At 70.9% G+C, this 13,551-nt stretch carries 9 protein-coding genes and 1 pseudogene; 6 read left to right on the forward strand and 4 right to left on the reverse strand.

All coding sequences use genetic code 11. The features are described from left to right. Nucleotides 1-189: 189 nt before the first annotated feature. Nucleotides 190-1,584, forward strand: a complete 1,395-nt coding sequence (locus KUM32_RS36900) for a DUF4041 domain-containing protein (protein WP_308408817.1) — start codon at nt 190-192, stop codon at nt 1,582-1,584. A gap of 383 nt (nt 1,585-1,967) precedes the next feature. Here the strand turns inward: KUM32_RS36900 and KUM32_RS36905 are convergent, their stop codons facing one another. Next, a complete protein-coding gene (locus tag KUM32_RS36905) occupies nt 1,968-2,612 on the reverse strand; it encodes an isochorismatase family protein (RefSeq protein ID WP_217146236.1) in 645 nt (214 codons plus the stop codon). A gap of 215 nt (nt 2,613-2,827) precedes the next feature. Here KUM32_RS36905 and KUM32_RS36910 point away from each other — a divergent pair, with 215 nt between their 5' ends. The 5 genes and pseudogenes from KUM32_RS36910 to KUM32_RS44335 all read left to right on the forward strand — a co-directional run. Further along, nucleotides 2,828-4,012, forward strand: a complete 1,185-nt coding sequence (locus tag KUM32_RS36910; RefSeq protein ID WP_217146237.1) for an IS701 family transposase — start codon at nt 2,828-2,830, stop codon at nt 4,010-4,012. A 304-nt stretch (nt 4,013-4,316) separates the two neighbouring features. Further along, on the forward strand, nt 4,317-4,646 hold the full coding sequence (locus KUM32_RS36915; protein WP_374227595.1) for a TetR family transcriptional regulator: 330 nt from the start codon (nt 4,317-4,319) through the stop codon (nt 4,644-4,646). Further along, entirely contained in the window at nt 4,565-5,815 is a 1,251-nt protein-coding gene (locus KUM32_RS36920; RefSeq protein ID WP_217146239.1) for a PP2C family protein-serine/threonine phosphatase, read from the forward strand. The genes KUM32_RS36915 and KUM32_RS36920 overlap by 82 nt, the downstream gene beginning before the upstream one ends. Nucleotides 5,816-6,010: 195 nt before the next feature. Continuing rightward, complete coding sequence (locus tag KUM32_RS44330; RefSeq protein WP_308408818.1) at nt 6,011-6,346, forward strand: condensation domain-containing protein; 336 nt, start codon at nt 6,011-6,013, stop codon at nt 6,344-6,346. A 37-nt stretch (nt 6,347-6,383) separates the two neighbouring features. Further along, nucleotides 6,384-6,779: pseudogene (locus tag KUM32_RS44335) on the forward strand (ATP-binding cassette domain-containing protein); the annotation flags it as partial. Nucleotides 6,780-7,358: 579 nt separating this feature from the next. Here KUM32_RS44335 and KUM32_RS36935 read toward each other — a convergent pair. From KUM32_RS36935 to KUM32_RS36945, 3 genes are all read right to left on the reverse strand, one after another. Beyond that, nucleotides 7,359-8,447: an arylcarboxylate reductase gene (locus tag KUM32_RS36935; RefSeq protein ID WP_217146241.1), complete on the reverse strand. Its 1,089-nt coding sequence runs from the start codon at nt 8,445-8,447 to the stop codon at nt 7,359-7,361. Next, on the reverse strand, nt 8,441-9,403 hold the full coding sequence (locus KUM32_RS36940; protein WP_217146242.1) for an ACP S-malonyltransferase: 963 nt from the start codon (nt 9,401-9,403) through the stop codon (nt 8,441-8,443). The genes KUM32_RS36935 and KUM32_RS36940 overlap by 7 nt, the downstream gene beginning before the upstream one ends. Nucleotides 9,404-9,543: 140 nt before the next feature. Further along, complete coding sequence (locus tag KUM32_RS36945) at nt 9,544-13,539, reverse strand: SDR family NAD(P)-dependent oxidoreductase (protein WP_308408819.1); 3,996 nt, start codon at nt 13,537-13,539, stop codon at nt 9,544-9,546. Nucleotides 13,540-13,551: the final 12 nt, after the last annotated feature.

Consider the following 13,551-nt stretch of genomic DNA (forward strand, 5'->3'; position numbering starts at 1 on the left):
CTGGCTGAGATCATCGAACGCCTGCTGCCCGCACGCCGTCATCGGACCTGCCCCAGAATGATCAAACGCAAGATGTCGAACTGGCCACTCAAACGGGCCGAGCACCGCAACCGGACACCACCCGCACCGGACACCACGACCATCACCCGACAAGACACAAACTAAGTCACCGGCATTGGGACTAGCCCGGTGGGACTCTTCGGCCGGAGGCGGAAGCAGGCCGAGGCGGAGGCCGAGCGTCTCGCCGGCGAACTCGCGCGTTGTGACGAGCGCATGCGAGGGTTGCAGGCGCAGGTGGACCAGCTGACGGAGCAGCTCGCCAGCCTGATGGGCGCCGACAGCGCAATGATTGTCGCGGAGCAGGAGCGGCTGCGGCAGGCGCACGCCGAGAAGGTGGCGGAACTGCAGCGGATCGACGGGGTGCTGGACGCGAAGGTGGAGCACGCGGCGGAGCGGGCCGCGCAGTCGTTGGTCGAGGTGCGCGGCCAGGTACAGGTGTTGGGGCAGGAGGCGGCGCAGGCACGGCAGCGGGTGGCCGCGGCTGAGGCGGAGCTGGTGATCATCGATGAGGTCCGGATGCTGCAGGATGCCGGTATCTACGAATACCGGCATCCCCTGGCTGATGCGGTGGCGTATGCCGGGCGGTTGGAGGAGTTGAAAACCCGGTACAAGCAGTTGGCGCGGGACAATCGCGCCGTCCTGGCCGCACAGGACTGGACCGTCAACGGTTCCCTCGCCCAGGGCCGAAAAATGGTGCGGGACTTCTCCAAGTTGATGCTCCGTGCCTACAACGCGGAGGCCGACAACGCGGTTCGCGGTATGAAACCGCACCGCCTGTCCTCGCTCATCGACCGGCTGGGCAAGACACGCGAGTCGATCGCGCGGCTGGGCGCCACGATGCACATCCGCATCAGCGACGACTACCACCGCCTGCGGGTCCAGGAGCTTGAGCTGACCGCCGACCACCTGGCCCGAAAGGAGGCAGAGAAGGAGGAGCAGCGGGAACTGCGGGCCCGCCAGCGGGAGGAGGAGCGGCTGCAGCGGGAGATTGAACGCGAGCGTCAGCGTCTGGAGAAGGAACGCAGCCACTACGAGAGCGCGCTGCGACGGCTGCGCGCCGGGACCGGTGACCCGGCCGGTATTGCCGAGCTGGAGGAGAAGCTTCAGCAGCTCGGCGACGACTTGCGGGCGGTGGACGCACGCGAGGCGAACATTCGTGCCGGCTATGTGTACGTGATTTCCAACATTGGTGCCTTCGGGGAGCGCATGGTCAAGATCGGGCTGACCCGGCGGCTGGATCCCATGGACCGGGTCAACGAACTCGGTGACGCCTCCGTCCCGTTCCGCTTCGACGTACACGCGCTGATCTTCAGCGAGGACGCGGTGGGGCTGGAGCGGCGGCTGCACCAGGAGTTCGAGGATCGCCGAGTCAACCGCGTCAACCCACGACGTGAGTTCTTCTACACCACGCCCGCCGAAGTCCGTGCCGCACTGCAGCGCCTGGCCGGCCAGCACCTCCTGGAGTTCACCGACACAGCGGAAGCACCCGAATGGCGCGCCAGCCGGACATCGGTGCCCAGTTGAAGGTGTCGCGCTACGCAGGCAACGTGAGCCGTGCCTGCCAGGCTGAGCTCGCGGGCAACGGGCCAGCAGTTACCGGGGTGTGAGGGCACACCGGCTCGTTCAGGGGCCGCCATCCGCGTGAGGCGGTCAGACGGACTTGACCGCCTCGGGCAGGCTCTTCAGGCGTTGGAACTTCGCCTTTTGAAGGTGCCGTCCTGGAGCAGCAGCCGGGCTCGCTGATGCTGCCCACCAGGGTTCGGCGCCGATGGTCCGTCCGGGCAGCGGTGGTTCCCCTGCGTGTCACTCGCGGAAACGGTACCGGACGGCATCCCCTTCTGCGCGAGACCGGGCGGTGCCCCCGGGCCGGGGGCACCGGAGGCGGCCGGAGGCCTCCTGAGGGTGGATCAGGAGGCCGTGGTGGCGCGCTTGCCCAGCTCGACGGCGTTGAGGAAGGAGCGGGCGCTCATGCCCATGGCCGGCACGTTCTCCTGCATCAGGCGCAGGCGGTGCGGAGCATTGTGGAAGGTGGGGTCGAGCTGGAATTCGGCGGCCAGGGAGAACCAGGTCACCGGGGTGATGCCGGCCTGGGCCATGCGCTGCACCGCGGCGTCGTGGGCTTCGCGCGAGAGGCTGGCGGAGGCGTCGACCACCACGTGCACGTTGTAGCCCTCGCGCAGTCCGCCCAGCGCGGTCTGCAGGACGCAGCCGTCGGTGGCGATGCCGCCGATGACCAGGTTCGGTCGGCCTTCCGCCCGCACCGCATCGGCGAAGGACTCGTCGAGGAAGGAGTTGAAGTCGACCGCGCGCTCGATGACCGGCTGGTCACCGAGGGCCTCGAGCAGTTCCGGGTAGAGCGGGCCGGACGGCTTGCTGGACTCGCCGTTGGTCACCACCAGCCCGCTGCCGTACCACTTCGCGGTCTTCGCCAGACCCACGACGTTGTTGATGTGCTCGGTGAGGTTGTGGGAGCGCAGGAGATTCGCGAATCCGACGGCATAGTCCACCAGGACGACGGTGGTGTTGGCGGGGGAGAGGGGCTCGGGGTTCATGACTGGACTTCTTTCTAGTCAGGAGGAGCAGACAGTGACCGAGGACATGCAGTGATGGACGAGGGGTTCCTCGCTAGTGACCGTTCGGTCATTAAAGACCATACAGGCGAGGACCTTTAATGTCCAGGCGGTCATTAATGTCGGGGAAGGATCTGGGCCTAGTACTGCAACGGTGCTTGTCGTGACTGCTGGCCAGCTCGGTCGTTGATGTGGTCATGGGTGGGGGCCTTGCTGATGTCAGGTTGTGGGCGGGTGAACTCGACGCAGTGCATGAGCGGTTCGTGCACCGGTTCAACCGGGAGGAGCCGCGTCAGTCAGCGCTTGCCTACATGCGGGGGCTGGTCGCGCCGCTGGAGCGGAAGAACGGCTGGACGCTGGCGGAGGAGGCCGGGCACGCGGGGCCCGATCGCATCCAGCGGCTGCTGAACCGCATCGAGTGGGATGCCGACGAGGTCCTGGACGACGTAGGCGACTACGTCGTCGAACACCTCGGAGACCCAGATGCCGTCCTGATCGTCGACGACACCGGGTTCCTGAAGAAGGGCATCCGCTCGGCCGGCGTGCAAAGGCAGTGCTCCGGTACCGCCGGACGCACCGAGAACAGCCAGATCGGCGTGTTCCTCACCTACGCCACCAGCCGCGGACGCACCCTGATCGACCGCAGGTTGTATCTGCCCACCTCCTGGACGGACGACCGGGAACGCTGCCGCCGGGCCGGCATCGACGACAGTGTCGCCTTCGCCACGAAGGTGGCCATGGCCAAGACGATGGTCCGCAGGGCCATCGCCGACAAGGTCCCGTTCCGGTGGGTCACGGCGGACGCCGCCTACGGCTTCAGCAAAGGCCGGCGCTACGGGCTGGAGCAGGCGGACGTCTTCCACGTCATGGCCACCACCCGCCACGACACGGTCGTCACCCGCTGGGCACTCGACCATCCCGTCCACGACCTGTTTCCCAGCCTGCCGCGGCAGAAGTGGAAACGCCGTTCCTGCGGTGAGGGAGCCCACGGCCGGCGGATCTACGACTGGGCCCGCGTCGAGGTGCGGCCCTGGCACCGCGAGGACCGCCGGCACTGGGTCCTCGCCCGCCGCAGCGTCAGCCGCCCGGACGAGATCTCCTACTACATCCCCTACTGCCCCGCCGGCACCACGCTGGACGAGCTGATCCGCGTCGCGGGCAGCCGCTGGGCGGTGGAGGAATGCTTCCAGACCGCGAAGCAGGAGTGCGGCCTGGACGACTACCAGGTCCGCCGCTGTCCCGGCCGGCACCGCCACATGACCCTGGCCATGGCCGCCCACGCCTGCCTGACCGTCCTGCGCGCCCGACAGCTGGACGCGGACAAAGCAGAAACGGATCCTCCCAGTTCATCCACCGCAGCCTCGCCGAGATCCGACGCCTGATCACCCGACTCACCAACCGCCGGCCCACCCCGGCCGACCACATCCTGCACTGGTCGACGTGGCGCCGCAGACGGCAGTATCAAGCTCGGCTCAGCCACTTCAAACGCCGTGGACACAGACCCTGAAAACTGCCCAACACTCAGAACAAGCACCGTTGCAGTACTAGTCCCTCTGTGGGGCGATGTATCCCTGCTTTAGGTGACCATACGGTCAGTAAGATAGTGACCGTATGTACGCTTGGTGCAATTGAGTCAGCACCGTGCGCGCGGACCCCCCCGTGACCGGCCGGGGTGCCGCATCGCCGGTGAAGCTCAGGCGTGCACCCGAGGAGCGCCGGGCCGCCATCGGCGAGGCCGCGCGCCGGGCGGGCGTCACACACGGCCTGGCCATGCGGCGCTTCGGATCCAAAGAGCAACTGTTCCTCGCCGCTGTTCCCGGCTCCCGCACCCTGATGGAAGATTTCACCCAGTGCCTGCAGGTTGGGACGTGTGTCGCTGCTGTGATTTCCAGGGCAGCGGTGGGAAGGAGGGTCGGTAAGGTGAGGAGACTGATGTGGAACGTGACCGGCTCGGACTGGCCGAGGTGCTGGCGGCGGCGGAGGATGCCGCGCCGGCGCGCTCGCTCGATGTCGTAGCGCACAATCTGCGCGAGCGGTTCGATGCACATTACGTGTCGTTTCTGTTCGTCGACGTCGTCGGTCGGCGCCTGCTGCGGATTCACGAGGAGAGGGCGACACCTCAGGAGCGCGGCGCCGATCAGGTCTCCCTGGCGGGCAGTGTCTACGGCGAGGTCTTGCGCACTCAGAAACTGGTGCAAGTGCCGGAGGGAGCGCAGGGGCAGCGGGTGCTCGCCCCGGTCACCAACCGGGGTGACGCGATCGGGGTTTTGGAGCTTCGCCTCACTCACGTCACACAGGACGTGCTGGAGCAGATCGCAGAGGCCGCGCACGCTCTGGCGTACATCATCGTCACCGACCGCCGCTTCACCGACCTCTACTACTGGGGCAACCGCACCGCCACGGTCACCCTGGCGGCGGAGATCCAGCGCCAGCTCCTGCCGTCAGCCCCCTCCTGCGAAGCAGTCGAGTTCACCCTTGCCGGCGCGCTGGTCCCGGCCTCCGACATCGCCGGTGACACCTACGACTACAGCCTCGACGAGGACACCCTGCATCTGTCGATCACCGACGCCATGGGCCACGACGTCGACGCCTCCCTCATGGCCACTCTCCTGGTCAACGCCTCCCGCGGTGCCCGCCGCGCCGGCACCGGCCTTGCCGAGCAGGCCCGCCAGACCCACCAGGCCCTCCTCGATCACGGCCGACGGGCCTTCGCCACCGGCCAGATCCTGCGCATCGCACTGGACGGGACCGGCGCTCAGCTCGTCAACGCCGGCCACCTGTGGCCCCTGCGGCTGCGCGAGGGCACCGTCGACGAGATCCCGCTGCACATCGATCTCCCCTTCGGCGTCCCCATGCAGGGCGCCTACCAGGTACAGGACATCGACCTGCGCCCCGGCGACCGCCTCGTGCTCTACACCGACGGCATGCAAGAACGCCAAGCAGAAGCCGTCGACCTGCCCGGCATCCTCCGCGACACCGCCACCGAGGACCCTCGCGAAGTCGTGCGCGCCATGGTCACCGCGGTCACCGACGCCTGCAACGGCCACGTGAGAGACGACGCCACCGCTTTGTGCCTGGACTGGCGCGGCCCTGGCACCCTAGACCGCAGCGAGAACGCCGGAGGCACCACGCGCTACCGCTACCGGGGCCTGACGATTCCCACTCTCTGGGACGCCACGGGATGAGAACAACCACCACGAACCCCTCCGGGGCTTGTGGAGAGCCGGGTGCGGTGCCAAGTCGCATGCCCGGTTCGGGAAGCGGCTCCGGGGAAACGGGCCGGTCGAAAGACCAGCACCGCGCCCCGGGCCGACTTCACCACCGACTGTCACGCCCGCCGGTGCACCCCGCCGAATGTCCCACAGGCCCGCCGGGCCGGGGTGTCCACCGCCGCCCTGTTCCACCTGGCCTGGGGGCTGGTACTGGCCCGGGGCACCGGCCAGGACGACGTGGTGTTCGGAACGGTGCTGTTCGGACGGACCCAGGGCGGCAGCGGGGCCGAACGCGGACTCGGCCTGTTCATCAACACCCTCCCCCTGCGGGGCCGGGCCGACGGCACCGGAGTGGAACCGGGCCTGCGCCGCACCCAGTCCCTGCTCACCCCGCGAGGACCGCCCCGGCGGACCCCGGCTGGTCGCCTACTACGTGCCCGTCACGGCCGAAGCGCCGCCCGCCGCCCCGGAAGCGGCGGGAAGCGGCGGCCCGGCGGTCGGTGAACTGCGCGAGCACCTCACCCGCACCCTCCCCGACCACATGATCCCGTCCACCGTCGGCCACGGCAGCCGCACGGCCCTGGTCGGCCCCTCCGGCGCGGGGAAGTCCACGCTGCTGCAACGGGTCGAACGGTTCTACGACGTGGACTCGGGCGCCGTGCGGATGGGCGGCGTCGACATCCGCGACCTGCCCCGGGACCTCCTGCGGGGACAACTGGGTTACGTCGAGCAGGAGGCCCCCGTGCTGGCCGGCACCCTGCGGGAGAACCTGCTGCTGGCCGCCCCGGACGCGACCGACGCGCGGATGGAGGAGGCACTGCGCTTCGTCGACCTCGGCCACCTGACCCACCGCACCGACCTCGGCCTCGACGTCCAGGTCGGCGAGGGCGGAGCACTGATGTCCGGCGGCGAACGACAGCGGATAGCGATCGCCCGGACCCTGGTGCGCCCGGATCGGCCGCGACCCCGGGGAGATCGAGCGCTCGGCCAGGGTCTTCCGACAGGGCCCCGACGAGGTCGGTCAGGGCCTGCTCGACGTCGGCATCAGGCTCTTCCAACTGGTCTCGCCCGGCCCGGCCTTCGACACCGCCCCCGTGCTCGACTGGCTGGCCTTCCGGGACGAGGTCAACCGCTCGGCATCCCGCACCGCCGCCTGACCCCGGCCGACGGCAGGAAGACGGAGGCGCCGACGCGGATCCCGGCGGACCACCCGGGATCGGCGCAGGCGCGGTGTCGACCGCGACGGTCGTGCCGAAGCCGACGCCGCCGTGGACGCACATCATCGGAGCAGCCCGCCGCCTTGCACGACGCCGCCGACACTCCTCGCTCGGCTACCTCACCCCGGTCGAATTCGAACAACGAATGATCACATCACGTACTCTGCCACTCGCCGCGTGAAACCCGGTGTCCACTCCCGGGGAGCGACCTCACGGCAGGAATGGCCCAGGAGGCAGATCCGCCGGACGGTGCGCAAGGCCTGCTGCCGCCCGCATCGGAAGACGCGGGCGACAGCAGTTCAGTAAAGCCCCTCGACCGCGGTGCCGGCCGTCTCCAGCGGGCGCACGTTGGCGACACCGTCGGTGGGGAAGCGGTCGCCGGTGTCGTACCGCATCGCCTCGTCCCGCTCCAGCACGTTGGGCAGGAACAGGTCGTCGTGCAGCACGGTCAGCCGGACCCGGCCCACCGAGCCGTAGGGCACCACGGTCATCGGGTCGGTCTTGTCGACGACCGCCATCGTCACCTGCGGGAAGTTGGGCAGGTACGGCATGACCTCACCGTCCTTCTCCACCGGCAGACCGGCCGCGTTGCCGAAGGTGTTGCCGTAGCTCAGGCCGCAGAGACCACCGTCCAGCGCCTTGACGATCCGCCGGTAGACCGAGGGAACCAGATGGGTACCGCTCAGCCGGACGCCGCGCAGCGCCGCGACCCGCTCGGGGGCCCGCCGGATCAGCGCCACCACCAGCGCCGGGGTGGTGTTGAGGTAGTCCACCTCCCGGGTTTCCAGCACCCCCAGGATCTGGTCGAGCAGGTGCTCGGTGTAGTCCCGCGCGACGGGCATGCGCGCGGTGCGCAGCAGCCGCTTCACCCAGCGGGGGTCCATGTCGATCGCGTACACGACCCCTTGGTGCAGGTCCCCGGCCTCCCAGACGCCGTTGCCGATCAGGTGTGGCCCGGTGGGTGTCGCCTGGAGCCAGGTACGGTGCGGCTCGAAGCCCTCGGTCGTGAACGACCAGCGGCGCCACACACCCCGGTGGACGATCATCTCCGAGGTGTAGAAGACGCGACACGGCGCGCCCGTGGTGCCGCCCGAGTCCCACACCCGGCCGGTGAGCGGACGAGGCACGGCCAGCGGGACGAAGTCACGCGGGTCGCGCGTGCGCAGCACGTCCAGGTCGAACGGCCCGAACTCGGTCAGCTCCGCATGACGTGTGAGGTCACGCGGGTCGAACGACAGCTCCTTCGCCCGCTCCAGCCAGTAGGGGCTGCCGGTCTCGGGGTCGAAGTGACGCCGGACCACCCGCCGGGTCCACTCGTCCAGGTCCGTGCTCAGCCAGCCGTCGACGAGCTTGTCGCAGTCGGCCGGGGACAGTCCCGCGTTCAGCACGGCGCGAGTCCCTCCTCGGGGTACTCGATGCCGAGCTCGAAGACGCTGGAGACGACCTTCTCGACGTGCTCCGGCTGCTCGACGTGGACCACGGGGAAGGGAAGGCGCAACAGTCCGGCCGGGATCGCGGGGCCGACCACCACACCGAACTGGACGCCCAGCTCGTGCATGCCCTCGTACACGTACGGCAGGCTGATCGGGGTGGTGGGGTTGCGCTCGAACAGGTCCCGCACGTCGTCGCCCGAGGCCAGCTGCCTGCGGTCCAGGCAGGACAGCACCGGCAGCTTGGGCGCGGCGAACCCGATGGCGTCGATGTGGGGCTCGATGAACGTCTGGTACGGGGCGCGCAGCGGGGTGTGCTGGGCGATGCCCCGGCCCGGCATCAGGGTCACCAGGCCCTCGGGCAGCGAGCCCGCCAGTGCGGCCATGGGCTCGTGCAGGCCGCCCAGCATGTAGATGCGCAGCGCGCCGTCGGCGGTGTCGCCCATGTCACCGGCGACGTACACGTCCTCGAAGCCGCCGACGAACGCCTCGACGCTCTGCCCTGCCGGGACGGCCGCGATGGCGAGGGCGTGCGCCGGGTCCGAGGGGTCAGGGTCGGGGCAGAGGCGGGTGCTGCGGAGCAGACCGAACAACTCCCGGCGGGTGAGGGCGCCGGCCAGACAGCTGCTGGTCATGGCGCCCAGGCTCAGACCGCCCAGCACGGAGGGGTGCACACCCTGCTCGGCGAGGATGTCGTGCACGGCCACGGCGAGCGCGGTCTCCCTGATGGAGCCGACGCTCTGCCGCTCCTCCTGGCCCTCCGGCAGGTCCTCCTCCAGGATCTGGCCGACGGTCAGGCCGGTCCACTCGGCTATCTGCGCGTACAGCCGCTGCATCACGGGGAACGCGCGGTGCAGCTCGACGCCGTGCGGCTCGGTGCCTACGCCTCCGCCGAGCAAGTAACCCAGTGCCATGGAAACCTCCATACATCGTGTGCCGGACACGGCAGCCCGGCCGCGGAAAAAAAGGGGGGAACAGCGCCTCGACCGCGCTGGGGCGGCGTCGAGGGTGGATCGCGGTGCGGGGGCCCGCCCGGACGTGCGGGCCCCACACGTCAGAGGCTCGCCAGCCAGTCCTTGACGGCCTGCGTGGTCGTCTGCAGGTGGTCCTCCATGACCGTGAAGTGGTCACCGGGCACGTCCAGCACCTTGGTGGCGGGCCACTCGGCGCGCCACTCCTCGCTCGACGGGTCGTCCGTCATGCCCTCCAGCGGGACGGTGGCCCGCAGCAGCAGTGTCGGTGTCTCCACCGCGCGCGGCTCCCAGAACTCGTACATACCGCAGTACCAGCCCATGGCCGTCAGGCGGGTGCCGTCCAGGCTGACGAACCGCTCCTCGCGCTCGAACATGCCCTTGAGCAGCTGGTCCTGCACCCGGTTGATGTGCGGGCTGGTCATCGGGTAGCCGTCGATGACCACCACACCGGCCGGGGCGATGCCGCGCCGGCTCATCCGCTCGCCGGTCGCGTGCGCGAGCACGCCGCCGGAGGAGGATCCCAGCAGGACGAACGGGTCGTCACCGACCAGTTCGGCGATCATGTCACCGTACACATCGGCCAGCGCCTCCGCGTCCGCGGCGAGCGGCTCGTCGTTCTGGAAGCCGGGCACGTCCAGCGCCGCGACGTCGTACTCCTCGCCGAAGAACGAGGCGAACCGGACGAACTGGTGGGCGCCGCCCAGGGCGACGAACGCGGAGAGGCAGATGATCCTCGGCCGCTTGGGGCCGGTGGCCAGCCGCAGCGGACCGGGTATGCCCTCGCGGCCCTCCACCGCCGTGAACATGGGCCGCAGCTGGGCGGCCTGGTGCAGCATCTTCACGCCCGTCTTCAGCCGGCCCTGCTCCGCGGCGTACCGGAACAGTTCGCCGGCCGCGTCCAGCGGTCCGGCACGCCGGGCGGAGACCGGTGGTTCCGACGGCCCGGCCGCGGGCGCGGCCAGCAGCTCGGTGCGGAGAAACCGCGCCAGCTCCCGGGGAGTAGAGCAGTCGAAGGCGACGGTGGGGCGCAGCCGCAGCCCGGTGACCGAGGCCAACCGGTTGCGCAGCTCGACGGCGGTGAGCGAGTCCAGGCCCAGTTCGAGGAAGGCGGCGGTCCCGTCGATGTCGTCGGCCGAGGCGTGACCGAGCACGGTGGCGAGGTGGCCGCGCACGATCTCGCCGAGCAGGGCGTCGCCGCCCTCCTCGTCCAGGCCGGCGAGGCTGCTGCGCAGCTCGTCGGCGCCGCGCCGCTCGGGCGCCGCGCCGGAACGCCGGGCCGGAACCCGCACAAGGTCCCTGAGCAGGACCGGGGCGTCCTCGGGCGCGGCCTCCAGTGCGGCGGCCGCGAGGGTCGCCGGGACCAGCGCGGGCGCGTCCGTACCCCGCGCCAGGTCCATGATCGCCAGGCCCTGCCCGGTGTCGAACGGCACCACCCCCCCGCGCGAGATCCGCGCCACGTCGGTCTCGTCCAGGTTCTGGGTGAGGCCGCTGCTGTGCTCCCACAGGCCCCAGGCGAGGGACTGGGCGGGCAGGCCCCGGGCGCGCCGGTGGTGCGCCAGGGCGTCGAGGAAGGCGTTGGCCGCCGCGTAGTTGCCCTGGCCGGGGGCGCCCAGGACACCGGCGACCGAGGAGAACAGGACGAACTCGCGCAGCCCGAGGTCGCGCGTCAGCTCGTGCAGGTTGAGCGCGGCGTCGACCTTGGGCCGCAGCGCGGTGTCGACCTGCTCGGGGGTGAGCGAGGTGAGCACGCCGTCGGAGAGCACGGCCGCGGTGTGCACGACCGCGGTCAGCGGCGCCTGCTCCGGTACGGACGCCAGCAACTCGGCCACGGCGTCCCGGTCGGCCATGTCGCAGGCGGCGCCGACGATCTCGGCTTCGAGGTCCGCGCCCAGCCGCTGGATCTCCTCGGCTCCCGGACCGCGCCGACTGGCCAGGACGATCCGGCGGGCGCCGTGCTCGGTGGCGAGGTGGCGCACCACCAGGCCGGCCAGCCCGTCGGCGCTGCCGGTGACGAGGACGGTGCCGTCCCGGTCGAACTCACGCTCGGTGCTCTCGTGGGCGGACCGGTGCAGCCGGGGCACGCGCAGTTCGCCGCCGCGCAGCGCCATCTGGGGTTCGTCGCAGGCGAGTGCGGCATCCAGCAGGTGCTCGCTCTCCTCGTCGGTGTCGACGAGGACGAAGGCACCCGGGTTCTCCGACTGGGCGGACCTGAGCAGTCCCCACACCGGGGAGCCGGCCAGGTCGGTCACGTCCTCGTCGTGACCCGTGGCGATGGCGCCACGGGTGACGACGACCAGGCGGGCGCCGTCGGGGTGGCCGGCGGCCAGCCACTCCTGGAGCCGGGTGAGCATCCGGCGGGCGGCCTCGTGGGCCGCCTCCGCGGTCGGCGCGCCCGGCTCGACGCGGATCACGGTGTCGGGGCGCTCCACCGCCTGCGGCAGCGGGCGGGGCGCCCAGGCGACGTGGTACAGCGAGTCGTGGCGGGCCAGGCCGGTGAGGCGGCGCAGCGTGAGGGAGTCCACCGTGAGCACGGGCCGACCGCCGCGGTCACTCGCGCGGACGGACACCTCGTTCTCGCCCCGCACCGTGGTCTCGACCCGCAGGTCGCCGCCGGGCTCCCCGTGCAGGGCGACACCGCCGAAGGAGAAGGGCAGGACGGGCCCGCCCTCGTCCCCGTCGCGGGTCAGGCCGACGGTCTGCAGCGCGGCGTCGAGGAGCGCCGGGTGGACGCCGAACCCCCGCAGGCCGGACCGCTGCTGCTCGGGCAGGGCCACCTCCGCGTAGATCCGTCCGTCCAGGCGCCAGGCGGCGGTCAGCCCCTGAAATGCGGGGCCGTACTCGATGCCGCCCTCGGCGAAGGTGCCGTAGAGGTCGTCGATGCGCACCGGTTGTGCGCCGGCCGGCGGCCACGGGGCGTCGTCCGGCGCCACGGCCGTGTCCCCGGCGGGCGCGAGCCATCCGGTGGCGTGCCGGGTCCAGGGTCCCTCGCCGGACGTGGAGTGGACGGCGAACGGGCGCCGCCCCGCCGTGTCGGGACCCTCCACGGACAGCTGGACGGTGAGCGGCTCGGCCGGTTCGAGCACGAGCGGGGTCTCCACCGTCAGCTCTTCCAGCAGACCGCAGCCGAGTTCCCGGCCGGCGTGCAGCACGGTCTCCACCAGGGCCGCGCCGGGCACCACCACGATGCCGCCGACGGCGTGGTCGGCCAGCCACGGGTGGGTGCGCAGTGACAGGCGGCCGGTGTGCAGCAGGGTGCCGCTGTCGGCGACGGGCTGCGCCCGGCCGATCAGCGGGTGGCCGTCGGCAGCGCCGCCGATGTGCTCGATGGCCGGGTCCAGCCAGTACCGCTTGTGCTGGAAGGCGTAGGTGGGCAGTGCGACCCGGCGGGCGCCGGGGAAGGCCACGCTCCAGTCGACGAGCACGCCGGCCACGTGGAGCTCGGCGAGGGAGAGCAGGAACCGGTCCCAGCCGCCGGCGTCCCGGCGCAGCGTGCCGGTCACGATCCCGGTGGCCGTCTCCTCGATCGCCGAGGTCAGCACCGGGTGCGGGCTGACCTCGACGAAGACGTCGTGTCCCGCCGCGCCGAGCGCGCGGACCGTGGTCTCCAGCTCCACGGTCCGGCGCAGGTTGCGGTACCAGTACTCGGCGTCGAGGGCCGCGGTGTCCAGCAGCCCGCCGGTCACCGTGGAGTAGAAGGGGATCTCACCGCTGCGCGGGGACACCGGCGCGAGCACGTCCAGGATCTCCTCGCGGATCTCCTCCACGTGCGTCGAGTGTGAGGCGTAGTCGACCGGGACCGGCCGGGCCCGTTCCACCGATGCCAGCACGGTCTCCAGGCCGGCGGGATCACCTGCTACCACCACGGACGACGGACCGTTCACCGCTGCCACTGACACGCCCTCCGGCAGCAGGGTGCGTACCTCGTCCGCCGGCAGTGGTACCGACACCATGCCCCCACGGCCCGTCAGTGCCGTGATCGCCCGGCTTCTCAGGGCGACCACCCGTGCACCGTCCTCCAGTGACAGCGCGCCCGCCACCACCGCGGCGGCGATCTCGCCCTGTGAATGCCCCACCACCGCGTCCGGACG

This window comes from Streptomyces sp. AC627_RSS907, from assembly GCF_019049165.1.

What these genes read in the sequence shown, in the direction of transcription:
- KUM32_RS36910 (WP_217146237.1), top strand. Translation starts at nt 2,828, where the DNA reads ATGGGTGGGGGCCTTGCTGATGTCAGGTTGTGGGCGGGTGAACTCGAC.
- KUM32_RS36940 (WP_217146242.1), bottom strand. Translation starts at nt 9,403, where the DNA reads ATGGCACTGGGTTACTTGCTCGGCGGAGGCGTAGGCACCGAGCCGCAC.
- KUM32_RS36905 (WP_217146236.1), bottom strand. Translation starts at nt 2,612, where the DNA reads ATGAACCCCGAGCCCCTCTCCCCCGCCAACACCACCGTCGTCCTGGTG.